Consider the following 16,146-nt stretch of genomic DNA (forward strand, 5'->3'; position numbering starts at 1 on the left):
CCAGATCTTCAACACCTGGACGCCCCGGCACATGCTGCGCCTGTGGGGCAGCTACCGCCTGCCGGGCGAGCTGGGCCGCTGGACGGTGGGCGCGGGCGTGAATGCGCAGACCGACACCCTCAGCTCCGACCGAGCCTTCCGCCTGGCAGGCTTTGCGCTGTGGAATGCACGCGTGGCCTACCAGGTCTCGCCCGAGCTGAGCGTGGCGCTCAACGTCAGCAACCTGCTGGACAAGCGCTACTACGTGCCTTCTTACAACACGGTGTCGGGCAACAACTACTACGGTGCACCCAGGTCGCTGTTGCTGACGCTGCGCTACGCGCCGCGGATCTAGCGCGTGTTATGCGGCAGCGGCCGCCGCAACGCCAAACTCCTCGCTGTCCGCCTGGGCACCGTCGTCGAAGACCAGGCGGCGCTCGGGCCAGCGCATGGCGGCAAGCTTGAAGCGCTGCTGCGGGTCTTCGCCCGCCAGGCGGGCATTCCAGCGGCCGCCGACCGAGTAGTCCACGCAGAACACATTGCCGCGCCGGCCGTGCCAGGACAGCGGACCGGTCTGGCCGAACAGGTTCTCGGCCTGCGCGCCATGGAAGGACGGGCCGCCCCGGTTCAGGCGCCGCCAGTAGTGGCCCACGACCACGGCCTGGGCATCCTCATATTCGTTCCACCAGGCCACGCGCTCGACGAAGCGCCACTTGCCGCCCGCGTAGAAGGGATTGCGGCATTCGCGCTCCACGCCCGAGGTCAGCACCTTCAGCGGATTGACCATGGCCTTGGCCAGTTCGCTCTCGCTGTGCGCGGGCAGGAAGGGCGGCAGCCAGTTGCGGTCTTCCAGGTCATGCGGCCATTGCTGGCGTTCGGCACGCATGCGTTCGGCCACCTTGTTGACCTGGGCCTGCTGGGCGGCCAGGGCCTCGTAGTGGTCGTAGGCGCTGCGTGCGCTGCCCAGCGGCAGCTCGCGCGCCATGGCGATCTGCTGCGGGCGCCAGGCCGCATGGACCACGCGCAGGTCCTCGCGCTCCATGGCGATGGGCAGGCTTTCCAGCAGGGCCAGGGTGTCAGGGATATCGCACAGCGGCATGCGCGCGAACGGCGCGTACTTGGGCGTATCGGAGGCCACGCGGCTGTCGAAGAACCAGCCGGAGCCGTCCTTGGCATCCTCGCGCAGCAGGTTGATTTCATGGTTGCCGAGCACGGCCAGCGCATGGCCCGACTCCAGCATGGGCACGACGCGGGCGAGCACGCCCGGGCTGTCGGGCCCCCGGTCGCAGAAGTCGCCGACGAAGACCAGGCGCCGACCCTGGGGATGGCGGCCCAGCGCGTCGTAGCCCAGGTGCCCCAGCAGCTGGTCCAGCGCCTCGGACTCTCCATGGATGTCGCCGACGATGTCGAGCGGACCGGGGGGCAAGGGCTGGACGAGGCTCATGGCGAAGAGGCGCGAAAGACGGCGAAGGCGTGGAAAAACGACATTATTTGCACAGACCCGCCGAGCCCGCCAGCCCCGTGTGCGACAGGGGTATGTCAGCGTCGTTGCAGGCGCACAAAGCTGTAGGGCAGCCCGTTGGCGGCCACATGGCGGCTGCGTGACGCTTCCTGCCACTCGGGGCCGAGCGTGGGGGCGAAGGCATCGCCTTCGTAGTCGCGCTCTATCTCGGTCACCTCGATGCTGTTGGCCAGCGGCAGGGCCTGGGCATAGATCTGGGCACCACCCATGACCCAGACGTCGGCCGATGCCTGGCGGCCCAGTTCCATGGCCTGCTCCAGGCTGGTGGCATGCAGCACGCCGGGGGCGGCCGGCTCGGGCGCCCAGTCCGCCTGTCGCGTGACGACGATGTTGGTGCGCCCGGGCAGCGGCCTGAAGCGGGCCGGCAGCGAGTCCCAGGTCTTGCGGCCCATGACCACGGCCGAGCCCTGGGTCAATTGCTTGAAGTGCGCCAGGTCCTCGGGCAGGTGCCAGGGCATGGCATTGTCCTTGCCGATGACGCCGTTGGCGGCGCGTGCGTAGATGAGATGGATGGCCATCGGGCGGGTCTTTCTGCAGCCTCAGACGGCCACGGGGGCCTTGATGGGCTCGTGGTGCTGGTAGCCGACGACCTCGAAGTCCTCGTACTCGTAGCCGAAGATGGAGTCGGGCCGGCGCTTGATCTGCAGCGTCGGGTAGGCGAAGGGCTGGCGCGCCAGCTGGGTCTCGACCTGGGCGAAATGGTTGTTGTAGATATGGCAGTCGCCGCCGGTCCAGACGAAGTCACCCACCTGCAGGTCGCATTGCTGGGCCAGCATGTGGGTCAGCAATGCGTAGCTGGCGATGTTGAAGGGAACACCCAAAAAGGTTCGCCGGCCAAACTCTGTGCAATCCATTGAATTCATGGGCCTCGTGGCCGCTTGTGCGTTGAGCATTTGTATAGTCTTGGTCCAAGCCCGCAGATGACTTAAGGATGTTGTTGGTCTCCAACAATGGAGGAGATAGCCGCAATTGTCGTCCATGACCAAACACCGTGGGGATAGATAGGCGATGCACCGCTCCAACCTCCGAAATCTACGAATTCGCAATGTCGTCCATGCTGGTCGAGGAGTATTCCTGCCCAAGCACACTCCGAACGTGCTGCGCTCGGCATACAACCTAGTCTCTGTACTCGAAGCGGCAGGTGCTGCATCCACAAGATGTGCGGATGAGCTCTGCGGGGCCTCGGATGAGTCCAGTGATGGCGTCGCATGGTTGTTTGAACATTTGCATCTTGCTCAGCCGCCACCCCGATGGTCGGCTGGTGCTGTTGACCGACTGGGTGCCTCTGTTTGGCTTCGAGTACGCTGTTGCTCGGCTCCCGCCGGCGCTGCAGGAGAGAGTGATTGGCTCCACCTTTGATGAGAAGCGTGACCACGCTGGCTACTTGGCAGTCGCTAGCGGTCACCAGGTAGTGAGAGACGCCAAACGACGCAAAGCGAAAAGGTGGATTGCCATAGACGATGAAGTCGAAAACTGGCCGGCCGCCCACAGGTCAATCTTAGTCGCAAGTCATCCTGTGCTCGGCCTTGGAAAGGCCGGTGTTCGCTCGTCGCTGGAAGCTGCGCTAACAGCGCTTTAAGCAAACACAGGCCTAAGGACTCTTCGCTTTCAGCGGGGTCAGAATTTGCGTTGGCGAACACACCAGCACCTTCTTGGCACCGCGGGTCAGGGCAACGTAGAGGTGCTGGGCAGTCATTTTCTCAGGATGCATAACCACAGCGACATCTGCCTCCAAGCCCTTTAGGAGCAAAGTACTTCCAACGGCTCGCTTCGGCATGACTCGCACCTTGTGGCGTTGTAGTTCGCGCACGGAGACGGCCGCATCGGAGAGCGACTGTCCAGACTTGAGCACGCGCGACATTGCATCCAGGCAACCGTAATAGATAGCCGGGCGGTAAACACGAGCGCCGGTATTTGTGCTGAGCGCGCGGAGCAGTCGGTGCGCCGCTTCAACACTCGGTTGGGCCAGGTAAGCTTGAGCGGCCGTCTCTGCAATGCTTGCTTCCGTCGTCGGGCGAGTGCCGCTCAGAGCCTTCAGCCGCATACGCATTCCCGCAGGGTCAACCTTCGTCATCACGTCCGCTCCGAACGCCAGTAGCTGGTCCAGGCAGCCACTCGAACCGGGCTTGTAGGTCGCGGCAAATGTCGTTAAGTCCTTGAGGTCGACAGCCTCAACGGTTGACGCACCCGGCGTGCGCTTTGCGAAATTCTTCTGCCCTTTCTTATCACTACCCTCGGCAATGATGAGCAGCGAGCCATCTCCGTCGGGGTGCTTGTATGCCGCCGCTTTCATGCGTCCTTGCACATCCTTCGCAGTTGCTTCGACCCATTGCACGCCCGGCTGACCTTTGCCTATGTCGATAGGGTTTCCTGCTTTCAGGTCTGCACGGATATCCATCAGCCATTCCCCCAGCGGCTGGGCCCCTGCGTTTATCCAGCGCCATGGTTTGTTCAAGGGTCCAATGGTTGGGAATTTTGCGACTGCGTCGTCCCACCGAACCAGAACGCTGCCGTTGAGCCCGAAGATGGCCTGCAGGGGGTCCCCAAGAACCACGGTTGGCAGGGTTCTGCTGATGCTGCTGACCACCTCATGCTGCACGGTGCAGCAGTCTTGGTACTCGTCGACGATGAGTCGGGAGTACGTCGCGGCCAACAGTGGGTCAATGTTGCCCGTAGCAAGTAGGTGAGCCGCTCCGCGCCGTATTGCAGGGTAGTTGAGCGACCGCCCTGCTGATGGCAAATCGTAGCTGCTGCCCGCAGGAAACGCCGAAACCATCCTCATCGCCCATCCATCGATAGTGAGGACGCGGTAAACGGATGAGGGTATGTCTCGCTTCGAGAGCCGCTGCTGTAGCGCGTTGGCTCCGGCGTTTGTGTGTGTCAGGACGAGCACAGGCTTTTCGGCCGGCCGGCATCTACGCAGTGTCGACGCAATGAGCTCCGTCTTACCGCACCCTGCGGCAGCTTCGATGCTGCCCAAACGCACTTCAAGCAAGTCGAGGTCAGTTGCCACCCTTTGTCCACCTGAATATGTCGGCCACTACCTGTGTTAGCGGAGTTCTAACGGGTGCCACTGCCGGACCAACGATTTCGCGTCCAACACGCTCCATTCGGTCGATGCTTTTGAACCAGCCGGATTTCTTCCCGGGTTCGCCGTTCTTGCCCTTTTTCTTGGTTCTGGAGGCTCGCCCCAACTTCTGGCGGTCGTCGGCAGAATACCCCATTACCTCGGCGTCCGAGCGCAAGCTTGAGGCACTTGTCTTCGAGCCAAACTCTTCCTTTATCTTCTCGTCCACTGAGCCGAGACCCACATTCTCTAGGGCGAAGTCGATTAGCTTGTCGATGCTTTCTTCGGGGACGTGGGCGAATAGAGCGTCCTCCAATGCAAACCCGTCTTCCCAGGTGAACAATCTGCCGCCGACACTCGAGAACCTCGTGGTGACGTTCTGTTCGACGGCCACATCGTTGTCGATGAAGGCCGCGACGTCATACCCCAGCTTGGCAAACAGTATTGCTTTCTCGATACAGCTTTTGGGCGAGCCACCCCCGGCGTCAAGTAGCGACACGCCTCTTGCAAGCAGGGAGTCCCCTCCCTTTCCGACGTTCCAGTCGTCCACCCCGCGTAGCAGACCTTGTTCGCTCGCTCCTTCACACACGATGACCTTCTTAGCCAAGAACGAGCTCGGCGATTTTCGAAGAGTGCCTTGAACGTCATCGTCCATTCCTGCTGCGTTGACAACGTGCTCTTCCGCACCACCGCGGACAATATGCAGGTGGGAGGCTTTGAGCTGCTGCAGCGCCACTGGCGAGTGGGTCGTTATGAACACCTGCGAGATAGGCTCTTCCAGCTTGGAGCCCAGGGCGTTCAGCAGTCGCGTCAGACGGTGTGGTTCCAACCCGAACTCCACCTCGTCGACCAAGACAACGGGAGCCGCCTGTGTCGCGTCTCGTTGCAAGCCGGCGACAAGCAATCTCGCTGAGCCTGTGCCTAGACATCGCAATGGCACGCCGTCGCTGTTGTGCAATGCTACGGCTCCCTCCTTCAGCGTGAAGCCTTGAGTGTCCAGTGAGGCCCTCACGGCCCCCCCCGTTGGCACGCCCAAACTGCTCGCCGTCTCTTTCACTTTGTCGAGCGAAACCTTGAGTTGAGTATTGGCGCTGTCCCCGAATGCCGCCTTGGCATTGCGTGCGATGTCAATCAACACGGAGTCGACATCGAGTTCTTCCTCCGTCAGCCGCGTGAGGACGGAGCCTTTGCCCCATGTTAGGTTCTGCGAGACGTTGGATACGCCGAGGCGTGATGAAAGGAGGCGTGTTCTTTCCTTGAGAGAAAGCTTCTTGCGCTCATCACGCGCGGTCGCACGGATTGACGTCAATCCCCAGACCGGCTCGCGATACGAGTCCACCGAGACGTTCAAGGTGACAACGGTTTCCAGGCCCTTCTTCGGCTCGTCATTCAGGGTTCCTGAACTTGTATCGAAGCCACGCAAGTACAACGCGTACTCGTCCAGGTCGAGCAAGGCGTCGTTGAGCCCGCCGAGCGTCAATGAGATTGAAATTGGCTCATCGGTGTCGAGTCCATGGAAATCCGAATCCGAGACGTTGACGGTTCGGCGAACGGTGCTGCCCAGGCAAAGCTCAATGGCATCGAGGATGCTGGACTTTCCGCTGTCACCTGGGCCAATAAGACAGTTCAGCCCCCGGCTGGGTCGCCAAACTAGTTTTTTGATGGCACGGTAGTTTTCGATTTCAATGAGTCTGATACTTATCAAAGCGGTCCTCGCACAGGATACTGACTGCTCAAGTAACTTCCGACGAAGTGGTCCCGACCCGAGTGGCACCCATAGCCAAGAGGGGCGCAGGTGCGGAGGTGAACGATGAAGCTGTCACCATCTTATACAGAGCTGTTTGACTTTTTCCAGGGCTCCGAGCAACGTAGGCTTGGCTTCTACCTACGACTTCATTAAAGCTGGCGAAGATGTCCCCTCGTGATGGACCACCACATTCCAATTGACGGCTTGAACGAATGGCTTTCTGCGGGGTTGTAGGGCGCTTCGACCTCGACCTGAAGGTCGTTGCGGTCTCCGCTGAACTCCCCTATGCCGTGCGCGAAAACTCCTCGATAAGCCAACGCGCAGCCGGCCCTCCACAGCATCTTTTCGACGAACGACCGCGGTAGCGTATACCTGCATCGTGTCATGGCCCTCCTAGTCCTCCAGGGGCAGCCGAACAAGCGTTCCGCTCTCCAGTGCCTCCTGAGCCATGTAGTCCGGCAAGGTGCCCCAACCAATATCAGCCTTAAGGAGTTCGCGCTTGGCAGCCATGTCCGTGACGTGCCACAGGTGCAGCGCGTGGACCCCGTGGTCCTGGCTATCTGCAGAGGCCGACGAGGGTGTCCAGCACACGGCGTAGTCACCGAACACGCGAACCACATGAAAAAAAGCGCCCTTGGGGCGCTTTTCGTTTTCCAGCCGCCTCTTCCCTCAGCTGATGTTTGGCCAATCTTCAGGAACCAGGGCCGGCGGTTTGCGCCATGGGTCCTCGACCAGCGCAGCCTGGAACCAGTCCTCTCGTAAGTTGGCGTGCTCGGTAACGATAATTTGGAAGCCCGGAGCCTCCTTTTGGGTGAACTCAAGCAGAAAACTGAAGAGGCGCCGCACCGCAACAATGTCGGCATCCTCTTCTGTTTTCTCTACATCGCCGGCTGCAGCCTTGTAGAGCTCAACTGTTGGGAAGTAGACCTGCGTTGGCTGGTCAATCAGCAGGAAGCGCGGGATGGGACGGTCGTTCTTGGCTGCGAACCAATGCAGCGCGAGCAACGCGGATAAGTGGTAGGCCAGATGGTTTTCACCACCGCCAGACTTGCTCATTGGTATGCTGCGTTCAAGTCTGTCGAAGGTGACGGTTAGATTTTTCAAGTCGAACCGGGCGGGGTATATCTTGAACTCGCCTTCGAGCTTGTCGACATACTTGGTGACTTGCGCCGAAATATTGTTCAGTATCGAATCGAGCCGGTCCTGGCTGTTGTCCGCATCAATCCTGCTCTCTAAATCTGCCACCTTGGCCTGCAGCCTGCGGTTCTCAGCCTGAAGGCTTTCCAGCTCAGAATCAGGTGTCAGTCCTTCCAGGAACAAGCTCACCCGGCCAACGACGCGCGCAGCAGCATTGTTTCTTGAGCCCATCTGGGCGATGAGCTCATTCGCCGAAATCGCAGCGGCAAGCTCTACTTCTTTGGTTCCGATGGTCGCTGAAAGGTCTCTAACCTTCTGTTCGTTTTCGGCGATGTAGGCGTCGAGCTGCGGTCGCTCACCCAAGACGATATCCAACTCCTTGTCCAGGGTTGTCAGCTCTGCCAGCAATACCGTCGCAATCGGTGACTCCATCGAAAGATTGGCCTCGCAGAACGGCCACTGCCACTCGCCGGTTGCGGGGTTCTTGGGAAACGCCTTGATGGATGCCAGTCTGTCGCGCTGCTCCGCGGCCTCGCTCTGGAACCCGTTGGCCTTCTTTGCGTATTGTTGAGCCGCATCCGTCTTTGCTTGGACGTCACGACGTTCCTTGCGGAGGTCCAGGATTTCACTCTCAAGCCTTCCGACGCGACTCGTATCTGCGTCCGGCACCGATGTGGGGCGCCAGCGAAGCGCGCCGCGCAGTGAATCGATGATTTCCGATGGGGACTCAGAATCCTGTCGCTGTCCAAGGATGCCGACCGCCTGTGCTTCGGAGTACAGGCTGATAGCTCTTTGTTGCGAGGTATCAACGTTGTTTTTCGCCTGCTCCAACAGCTTGTTGGATAACTTCAAATCGCGTTGGGCAGCTCTGAGTTTTGCTTCGAGTTCGTACCTATTTTGCGACGAAACCCCTAGCAGAATTGGCAGGGTGTCCTTGATTGCCTGAGGCTGGAACGGCTCGTTTTGCCGATAGAGCAAGATGTCTTTGTTCGCAACCAGCGTTTGCTTTTGGAAGAGGTAGTACAGCGTGTGCTTTACGTTGGCGTCGTAAGTTGCTCTCGAGTTATTGGTCGGGACGTCAATGCGATTTTCCGGAATGCCAAGCAAGCGCGTAAGCAACGACTCCACTGCATCGTCATCTGCATTCTGTTGAAGTTCGTCAAAGTCGGGAATTGCAATGGCGACGCCGCGCCGGTACATCGCGATACTGCAGCTCTCGCCCCCATGGGGAGGAGACGGCTTGGCGATGAAAACCTGTTCGTTTTCAAACTGGAAGAGAACAGAGTACCAGGCAACCTTGTCTCGAATGACGCCCTCGGCTACGTTGAAGGACGACCTGCCCATGCAGTACTCGATGACGTCGGACAGCGCGGACTTGCCGGTTGATGACCGGCCGGTGATGACGTTCAACCCATTGAGGTGAAAAGGTAGGTCTCGCCTGTCACCGTTCTTGCTGTACAGGTGTATCGACTTTATTTTCAAGGCCTGACTCCCAATGTTGTGTAAACAGTCACGCGGTCATCGATGCGTGCGAACTCTTTCCCAATAAAGCGCGAAACTTTCTGGCAAGAAACGGATTCTGTTGTCCCAGTGACAGACTTTCGGACCGTGTTAGGCACGGCTCTTAAACTGCCGGCATCCGTTATCTCAATGCATTGCCTCTCCAGCAACATGCCCAAGGCCTCCAGGGTGTACGGGACCAAGTCAGAGGCTCTCTTGGGGAAGTTCACCAGCACCTCTTGGTTCATCTCAATCACGCGCAGCAACTGACTTCGATTGCCCGCGGCCAGCGTTTCGCGAGTCTCCTTGTGCAGGCACAAGGGCAGCACGAGAAACGTGAGAGAGAACGGCATCCCATCGTGGCTGAGGTCGCCATGGCTCGAGATGGCTCTGTGCAAGAGTAGGCCGCAGAACGCTGGGTTAAAGAGGTTGCGGATTTCTACAGGGCGGTGGTTCCACGCTTTCAACGCTTAACTCCCAAGGCTTCATCCAGTCGGTCCAGAAATCGTGGGTGCCACCAAACCTTTGGTTTTGGCATGAAGTTTGCCAATATGTGGAAGCCTCCCCGAATGACGTAAGGCTCAGAGACTCGCTCGCGGATGCGTAAGGAGGCGATGTTTCCGCTCTCCAAGTCGGCCCATCTGTAGAGTTCTCGCCCGGCGTCTTGCAGCAAATCTTCGGCAGTTGTTTCGTCAAGGGTTTCGAACACGACGTCCTTGTAGCGGGACCATTCATCCACCAAGCGCTCTTCGTAGTCCTCAATCTCGTCGGAAATGAGCAAGCTCTCACGCGCCCAGGATGACCGCTGCTCAAACGCACGGTAGTAGTCGATGATGGCGTTCCGTATCCGTGCGGAGCCAATGCCAATCTCCCGAAGCTGGCGCACAAACATGCGTGAGTCGGTGTCGACCAAAACGCCCCCGGCCGGCTCTGCCTTCCGGAAAGTGATTGGAAGGTTGTCTTCTTGATACTCGCTGTTGATTGAGGCCAGTTTGTCCGAGACTTCGAAGCCTGTGATGGCGGTGTCCCGTTCGCGTGTGAGCAACTTGATGGTGCAGTCGTTCCACCAACCTTCAAGGCGCTCGAAGACCGCTTGACGGTTTTCTCTTTTCACGACTCTCATCAAATCCATGATGAGCGGGGGCAAGTCTTCAATTCGGGGGCTTGCCTCGAAGATGCTTATCCTAGACAGGAAGTCGGTGCGCTCATTTTCTGGCAGGTCACCGAACTCTTTCGCGATTCCTAGGATTAGGGCGGATGTGGTCTCCGCAAGTGCGTCTTCAGCGAGCTTCAGGAGCGATTGGTCAGCCGGCAATGCTGGAGCTCCCGGCCGGAAGTGTCCGAGGAAAGACGTCTCCGAAATCGTGGCCGTGGTGAAGAGGAAGAACTTCAGGTTTGAAGTGATTCGACTTTCGCGTTTATAGGCTGCGAGCCACACGCGGACTGACTTCCAGAAGTCAACGCCAAGGTCTGCGAGGCGTTCACCTTCAGCCTTGTGCTTCAGAGAGCCCAGACTCTTTTTGCCGTCGGCATCAATGAAATCCAAGTCGTCGTCCTTCTCTATAAGGACGGCCGTCGACTCGGGCAGCTGAAGTATCTTGAGCAGCGCGAATCTGGGCTGATAGATGTAGCCCAGCCCTTGCTCCCCAGCAGAGAACTTGTTCTTGTCGTTCATCTCTACCTCCGGTTGGCGCCGCACCGGTGCTTTCTTGCACCTACCCCATCAGCACGCGGCGTTTCATTTTGTAAGCGTCAACTATACGGCTTATATGAGTCAGCCTGCCTCAATAGGAGTCGCGTTTTGACATCGGTCCACTACATGGACACGAGCCGAAACACCGGCTCGCCCGCCCACAGCGGCGATGTTGTTCGCGACAGCGTAGTGAATTCATGAGTTTTGGTTAGACCTCGGTCACCCCAACTCGATGTGTGGGCGCGTCGTGTGATGGGGGCCAAACAGCTAACAAATGACTATTCAGCTTTCGTCTGCTCATGTGGAGCAGTTCAGGCGTGCGACCAAACGACTGACCAATGCCGAGTCCCCTCGGGGCGCACCGTGTCGTGCGCTGGCGGTTTACCAAGGCACAGGCACGCCCCTGCAGATTGGCGATTTCCGCGCGGAGCCGCCAGCTCGGATGCCGGCACGACAGCCTCGCCAGCGGAGTCCGCTGTTACGGCGCACTGACGCTCGAGCTTGCGTCACTGGAACAGCAGTCCAAGTACCCGCTGCAGTTGTCAGGCGGCCAGCAACAGCGCGTGGCCATTGCTCGCGCACTGTGCCTCAAGCCAAAAATTATGCTGTTCTACGAGCCCACCTCGGCTCTCGACCCCGAGATGATTAAAGAGGTTGTGGACGTCATGACGGAGCTCGCGCAACAGGGCATCACGATGCTGTGCGTGACGCACGAGATGGGCTTTGCCAAGGCCGTGGCCGACCGCGTGATTTTTATGGACCAGGGACAAATCGTGGAGCAGAACACTCCCGAGGAGTTCTTTAACAACCCGCGCAGCGAGCGCAGCCGCGACTTCCTGTCCAAGATTCTGGGCCACTGACCGGCCCCACCTGGCTTTGTTAACTACGAGGAAAGAAATGAGCAGAACCGTCTATGTGAATGGCCAATGGCTCCCAGAGGAGGATGCGAAGATTTCCATCTTCGACCGCGGCTTCATCTTCGCGGATGCCATCTATGAAGTGACCGCCATCGCTGATGGAAAGTTGATTGACTTCGCCCGGCACGCCGCTCGCTTGAGCCGTTCACTGGAGTTGTTGGGCATTCCCCAGGTGGTCACCGAGAAGAAGCTGCTTGAGCTGCACAAGGAAATCGCCCGGCGCAACAACGTGACCAACGGCTTGGTCTACTTGCAGATTTCCCGCGGCGCCGAGGACCGGAGCTTCGTGTATGGCCAAGACCTTCAGCCAACGGTGGTGCTCTTCACCCAGTTGCGCCCCATCCTGTCGAACCCGAAGTGGAAGACCGGCATCACCATGCGCTCTACTCCGGACGGGCGTTGGGCCAACCGACACATCAAGACCACCCAGTTGCTCTACTCTTCGCTGTCGAAGGTTGAAGCGGGCCGTGAAGGTTTCGACGACACCCTGTTTGTGGAGGATGGGCTCATCACGGAATCTGGTTCTGCGAACTTTCACGTCATCACTCGCGATGGCACGCTGGTCACGCGGGGGCTCTCCAACGCCCTGCTTCACGGCATCACCCGCGGCTCCATCCTGGATGTTGCTCAAAAGGCTGGTCTCAAAACGGAGGAACGAAGCTTCTCGCTGGAAGAAGCTCTCCAAGCGTCCGAGGCCTTCATCACCGACTCCATCAGCATGGTGTTGCCCGTCGTTTCCATCGACAACAAGCCCATCGGAACGGGCAAGCCTGGGCCAGAGAGCCAGCGTCTGCTGACGCTCTATGTGGACGAGAAGTTGTCAACCGGCGTGAGCGTCGGTTAATCGTTCTCGATAGACTTCTTCGCAACCTTCTCTCGTATCTGCCGGCGGGGCGACTGCCATGCAAGGGCACACCCAATCATGGACACTCGTTCCCCCGTCAGAGGCATCGCGGCGCTGACTTTCGCGCTGACCTTGAGCCAGTTCTTTCGAACATGTTTGGCCGTTATGGCGCCCGAGGTTCAGCAGGACCTGCAGCTGTCGCCGGCTGGGTTCGGGATGCTGTCGTCGTGCTACTTCGTCTCCTTTGGCATCGCACAAATTCCGGTGGGGATTGCGTTTGATAAGTACGGAGTCGGGGCGCCCACGCGGTTTCTCCTGGTGCTGGGAATTGCTTCTGCGGGTGTCTTTGCCCTTGCTCCCAATGGGTCGACCGCTATGCTTGCGCAGGTCGGTATGGGCCTGGCCTGTGCACCCATTTTCATGGGCTTGATGCACTACGCCTCAGAGGCACTTCCCCCTCACAAATTCGCGACATCCATCAGTCTTGCCAATGCTGCAGGCATGGTCGGAGCCTTCTGTGCAACGGCTCCGCTTGGATGGGCAGTTCATGAGTTCGGATGGAGGCCTCCCATCTTCATTGCCGGCGTGCTGATGGCCGTGGCCTGCTACCTCGTTGCAACGCAGGTTAAGGATGCGGGGCACGCCGATGCGCAGGAGGAGGGCACTGTTGCGATGCTTGCTTCGAGCGCGCGCCTACTGCTCGTCCCTGCAATGTGGACCTTGATTCCCATGTGCATTGCCCTTGCCGCCGGTACGACGTTCCGTAATGCCTGGGGTGGACCCTACCTTGCAGATGTGTTTGGTATGCCTGCCGGCAGCCGCGGAGTAGCTTTAGCGGTGCTGAGCCTTGCAGCTTTGCTTGCAGCGATGGCATTGCCTTGGTTCGTTCACCGCTTTTCTACGCGCCAGACTGTTCTGGCCTGGGCTGCGGCTGCTCTGGTTGCGGGGAGTGCCTTGGCATTGATGCCCAGCGCGGGGTTGCTGTTGGATGTGCCATTGATGGCTTTGCTTGGCACCATCGGGGTTCTGCATCCCCTGGTGATGGCCCATGGACGGCTGCTGTTGGCTCCTGAGGTGCGCGGCCGTGGTCTGGGAATGCTCAATACGTTCGTTTTCTTGGGCTCAGGTGCCGCTGCTTGGGTGTTCGGACTTGTCGCTGATGCCAGCCTTGCGGCAGGCAGCTCGCCCTCCGCTGCATACACCCGGATTTTTGCTCTCGCATCGGCAATGGTCCTCGTAGGCATCGCAGCGTACGCGGTCAGTCCGTCTTTGGCTCAGGCGGCTACGTCGCGACTCAAGCCCGCTTCTTAACGCGCACCGTACGACTAGCGCAGTCGCACATGCCTTCCTATAATGGCTTGCAAGGGGTGGCAGCCCTGCCGTTCGCACCCGCTACGGGTATGGTGAATCTGTCCTAGCTTTCTCTCTGTCCACTGGTTCCTCTCCGGTGCCGACGTAATGCGAACCACGTCTTCGAAGCGCATCGGTTATGGGAAAACCATGGATAACCAATTGCAAGGCGATGATTTGCTGGGCGCTTTGAAGGCGCGTGCTGGAGAGTTGCAAGCGCAGCTTTCACTGAGCGGGCAGGTGCTTAAAAGGGGAGCGGCACTGGAGGCGGCAGCTCGGGAGGAGGGCTTCCGCGACTGGAACGCTGCCTCTGCCGCTGCGCGACGCACCCAGACAACCGTACTGCCGTCTCGTTTGTTGAGTGCATCGGCAAGTGAGCGTCCGCCGGCGCCCAAGGATGTGTGGGACTTGAACCGGCACTCCACTTGGCACCCTGACATCTGGAGCCTGATGTCCGACTTCATCGGACCGGACGTCAAGAAGGCTTTTCGCAGCAAGCCACCCGAGTACCTTGTCTCCGACGACCTCACTTGGCTCGACGACCTCGTGCTGAAGGTACGCGGTATCCATGTCGATTCAAAAGCCGAGTTGGCAGAAAGGCTCCTCGGCCGATACCGTGCAATTCGCGCCTGCCACGGCACTTCTGTTCCCACAGTCAACTCCTTTTACGAGCAAGGCCTTCGCCCGCTGGATATTGAGGAGTTCCACGACCAAGCTCGCAAAATCTTCCTGAGCGGGGAGTACTCTGAGCTGTCGGAGGTCAATCTACAAAGAGCCATGGAGTATGTCAGCCCGGTCACGCGCGAGGGGCGCGTGTATTTCGAAGCCAACGAGCGCTTCTTGATAGAGATGTGTGGCCACTACATGCTCTATGGCAGCGAGTACCTAACAGCGTTAGCTGCCAATCTTGGGGGCACGCGCGACTATCGCCGCGTCTTGAAGAAACGATTCGCCCCCACGCTGTTCGTGTGCGATGTGCCCCTGGAGAACCTCCATCCTGGCACGGTGGCGGAGTTCGCGGGTACCGCTCTCGAGTCGATTTTTCAGGAACTGCTGGATGGACCTACCTACGCACCTGATAAGTGGCGTGGTGCTGGGTTCAGCATTCGGGTGCCACTTGAGCCATCGTGCATCCTGGGGCACTTCCATCCGGCCATCATCCGCGACCCGTTGAGGTGACCCAAGGGCGCCACGTCCTGCATGTGCGAGATATGGCGCCTGTGCTGCGGTCGGCCTAGGCTGATTAGGCGCTTCGCTTCTGCCCGGCCTCAAACTGCCGCCAAGCCTGCTTCATCGTCTTAACTGCTGCTTCGGATGCGGTGCGAGATTTCAGGTAGGAGACGGCTTCATCAGCTGAGCTGACATCGACCGGAAACTTCCTGTCTCTCAGGACGTCGACGGCCAAGTCACCAATCGGCGAGTCCTTGGCCATGCGACGTTCGAGCCAACGGTAGAAGGGGCTTCGTGAATTCTGAAAGACTACAGCCTCCCGACGGGCCTCATCTTCCAGCATGTTTTGAGCATTGTCTGGACGTGTGTAGGCCCTCTCGGTCGAAGGTAAATACCACTGCGTCAGCGCGTTAAGCGCCCGCTCGAGCGTCTCCCTACGGTCATGTTTCTCGAAGAAGTGCTCGGCGGCCACGAAGTCATCGCAGCTTCGGCAGTAGAAGCGATTCAGATGTACTTCGTGTTGGTCGCCGTGCAGGTACTGCCGGCTTCTGCTGCCCACTACGATGGCCGCGGCGTCCTTGTTTGCGAGCTTTGCGCGCGGTGCTTGTGAAGCTGATGGGGCACCGTTGACAGCACTCATGCTGTGCTTGTGAAGTAGTGACCAGTTCGCATAGCCATGCTCAACGGCAAGGCGATGCTGCGCTTCATACAAGCGGATAGATTCAGTGCGAGCCAGCTTTTTAGCAGCACGCTTGAGCTGTTCAATCTGAAAAGCGGTGAGAGGAGTAGTCATGGTTCATCTTCCTGGTCACCCGGAACCGACGCGCCCACACATCGGGCCAAGGTGACGGTAGGTCAAACCAAGACTCGAGAAACAAATTCGCTGTCTTATGACTTAGCCGGCGTGGACGGGCGAGCCGGCGAACGGCTCTTTCCGTTAGTGTAACGGCTGCGTCCGCGCCGCGATGGACAGTTCTCAGGAGCGTGCCGCGTGGGCGCACATCGGTGCCCTATGCAGGCTCAGACCTGTCTCTTATACACATCTGACGCTGCCGACGAAATGCGAACAGTGTAGGTCTCGGTGGTGGGGGGGTGTTTGAAGAGGGGGGGGGGGGGGGGGGGGGGGGGGGGGGGGGGGGGGGGGGGGGGGGGGGGGGGGGGGGGGGGGGGGGGGGGGGGGGGGGGGGGGGGGGGGGGGGGGGGGGGGGGGGGGGGGGGGG

General features: G+C 59.5%; 14 protein-coding genes and 3 pseudogenes. 6 read left to right on the forward strand and 11 right to left on the reverse strand.

Translation table 11 applies throughout. The features are described 5' to 3' along the window. On the forward strand, window positions 1–334 hold a 334-nt coding region (locus JHD82_RS26015; protein WP_199139589.1), incomplete at its 5' end, for a TonB-dependent receptor domain-containing protein. A 6-nt stretch (window positions 335–340) separates the two neighbouring features. Here the strand turns inward: JHD82_RS26015 and JHD82_RS26020 are convergent. From JHD82_RS26020 to thyA, 3 genes and pseudogenes are all read right to left on the reverse strand, one after another. Then, on the reverse strand, window positions 341–1,423 hold the full coding sequence (locus tag JHD82_RS26020) for a metallophosphoesterase (protein ID WP_199139591.1): 1,083 nt from the start codon (window positions 1,421–1,423) through the stop codon (window positions 341–343). A gap of 95 nt (window positions 1,424–1,518) precedes the next feature. Further along, window positions 1,519–2,019 carry a dihydrofolate reductase gene (locus tag JHD82_RS26025; RefSeq protein WP_199139592.1) on the reverse strand — a complete coding sequence of 167 codons (501 nt, stop codon included), beginning with the start codon at window positions 2,017–2,019 and terminating at the stop codon, window positions 1,519–1,521. A gap of 21 nt (window positions 2,020–2,040) precedes the next feature. After that, a pseudogene (thyA, locus tag JHD82_RS26030) lies at window positions 2,041–2,325 on the reverse strand (thymidylate synthase); the annotation flags it as partial. A 317-nt stretch (window positions 2,326–2,642) separates the two neighbouring features. On the opposite strand from thyA, the gene JHD82_RS30510 reads away from it, so the two are divergent. Further along, complete coding sequence (locus tag JHD82_RS30510) at window positions 2,643–3,080, forward strand: HAD domain-containing protein (RefSeq protein WP_199139594.1); 438 nt, start codon at window positions 2,643–2,645, stop codon at window positions 3,078–3,080. Between the two features lie 12 nt (window positions 3,081–3,092). Here the strand turns inward: JHD82_RS30510 and JHD82_RS26040 are convergent, their stop codons facing one another. The 6 genes from JHD82_RS26040 to JHD82_RS26060 all read right to left on the reverse strand — a co-directional run bounded on the left by JHD82_RS26040 (window position 3,093) and on the right by JHD82_RS26060 (window position 10,627). Continuing rightward, on the reverse strand, window positions 3,093–4,514 hold the full coding sequence (locus JHD82_RS26040; protein ID WP_199139596.1) for a UvrD-helicase domain-containing protein: 1,422 nt from the start codon (window positions 4,512–4,514) through the stop codon (window positions 3,093–3,095). Next, a complete protein-coding gene (locus JHD82_RS26045) occupies window positions 4,504–6,273 on the reverse strand; it encodes an ATP-dependent endonuclease (RefSeq protein ID WP_199139598.1) in 1,770 nt (589 codons plus the stop codon). Before JHD82_RS26045 ends, JHD82_RS26040 begins: the two co-directional genes overlap by 11 nt. A gap of 435 nt (window positions 6,274–6,708) precedes the next feature. Then, window positions 6,709–6,933, reverse strand: coding sequence for a LysR substrate-binding domain-containing protein (locus JHD82_RS30515; protein WP_374191663.1), 225 nt, complete (start codon window positions 6,931–6,933; stop codon window positions 6,709–6,711). A gap of 51 nt (window positions 6,934–6,984) precedes the next feature. Beyond that, the gene (locus JHD82_RS26050; RefSeq protein ID WP_233174894.1) at window positions 6,985–8,862 is read right to left on the reverse strand and encodes a DUF3732 domain-containing protein; all 1,878 of its coding nucleotides are present in this window, start codon (window positions 8,860–8,862) and stop codon (window positions 6,985–6,987) included. Between the two features lie 68 nt (window positions 8,863–8,930). Continuing rightward, entirely contained in the window at window positions 8,931–9,419 is a 489-nt protein-coding gene (locus JHD82_RS26055) for a three component ABC system middle component (RefSeq protein ID WP_199139602.1), read from the reverse strand. Further along, window positions 9,416–10,627 (reverse strand): ABC-three component system protein, encoded by a 1,212-nt coding sequence (locus JHD82_RS26060; protein ID WP_199139604.1) that lies wholly within the window; start codon window positions 10,625–10,627, stop codon window positions 9,416–9,418. Before JHD82_RS26060 ends, JHD82_RS26055 begins: the two co-directional genes overlap by 4 nt. Window positions 10,628–11,157: 530 nt before the next feature. Here JHD82_RS26060 and JHD82_RS26065 point away from each other — a divergent pair. The 4 genes and pseudogenes from JHD82_RS26065 to JHD82_RS26080 form a co-directional block, all read left to right on the forward strand. After that, window positions 11,158–11,505 (forward strand): annotated as a pseudogene (locus JHD82_RS26065) (amino acid ABC transporter ATP-binding protein); the annotation flags it as partial. A 37-nt stretch (window positions 11,506–11,542) separates the two neighbouring features. Next, complete coding sequence (locus tag JHD82_RS26070) at window positions 11,543–12,406, forward strand: D-amino-acid transaminase (RefSeq protein WP_199139606.1); 864 nt, start codon at window positions 11,543–11,545, stop codon at window positions 12,404–12,406. Between the two features lie 78 nt (window positions 12,407–12,484). Next, on the forward strand, window positions 12,485–13,717 hold the full coding sequence (locus JHD82_RS26075; protein WP_199139608.1) for an MFS transporter: 1,233 nt from the start codon (window positions 12,485–12,487) through the stop codon (window positions 13,715–13,717). 189 nt (window positions 13,718–13,906) lie between these two features. Further along, window positions 13,907–14,935 (forward strand): glyoxalase superfamily protein, encoded by a 1,029-nt coding sequence (locus JHD82_RS26080; RefSeq protein WP_199139610.1) that lies wholly within the window; start codon window positions 13,907–13,909, stop codon window positions 14,933–14,935. Window positions 14,936–14,999: 64 nt separating this feature from the next. On the opposite strand, the gene JHD82_RS26085 is transcribed toward JHD82_RS26080, so the two are convergent. Further along, entirely contained in the window at window positions 15,000–15,719 is a 720-nt protein-coding gene (locus JHD82_RS26085) for a YozE family protein (protein ID WP_199139612.1), read from the reverse strand. Between the two features lie 227 nt (window positions 15,720–15,946). After that, window positions 15,947–16,146: pseudogene (locus JHD82_RS26090) on the reverse strand (2-methylisoborneol synthase); the annotation flags it as partial.

Source organism: Delftia sp. ASV31, assembly GCF_016428765.1.
GTDB lineage: Bacteria > Pseudomonadota > Gammaproteobacteria > Burkholderiales > Burkholderiaceae_C > Comamonas > Comamonas acidovorans.

Excerpts from the sequence above, each read along its gene's own strand:
- JHD82_RS26020 (WP_199139591.1), bottom strand. The coding sequence starts at position 1,423 with ATGAGCCTCGTCCAGCCCTTGCCCCCCGGTCCGCTCGACATCGTCGGC.
- JHD82_RS26025 (WP_199139592.1), bottom strand. The coding sequence starts at position 2,019 with ATGGCCATCCATCTCATCTACGCACGCGCCGCCAACGGCGTCATCGGC.
- JHD82_RS26060 (WP_199139604.1), bottom strand. The coding sequence starts at position 10,627 with ATGAACGACAAGAACAAGTTCTCTGCTGGGGAGCAAGGGCTGGGCTAC.
- JHD82_RS26070 (WP_199139606.1), top strand. The coding sequence starts at position 11,543 with ATGAGCAGAACCGTCTATGTGAATGGCCAATGGCTCCCAGAGGAGGAT.
- JHD82_RS26075 (WP_199139608.1), top strand. The coding sequence starts at position 12,485 with ATGGACACTCGTTCCCCCGTCAGAGGCATCGCGGCGCTGACTTTCGCG.
- JHD82_RS26080 (WP_199139610.1), top strand. The coding sequence starts at position 13,907 with ATGGATAACCAATTGCAAGGCGATGATTTGCTGGGCGCTTTGAAGGCG.
- JHD82_RS26085 (WP_199139612.1), bottom strand. The coding sequence starts at position 15,719 with ATGACTACTCCTCTCACCGCTTTTCAGATTGAACAGCTCAAGCGTGCT.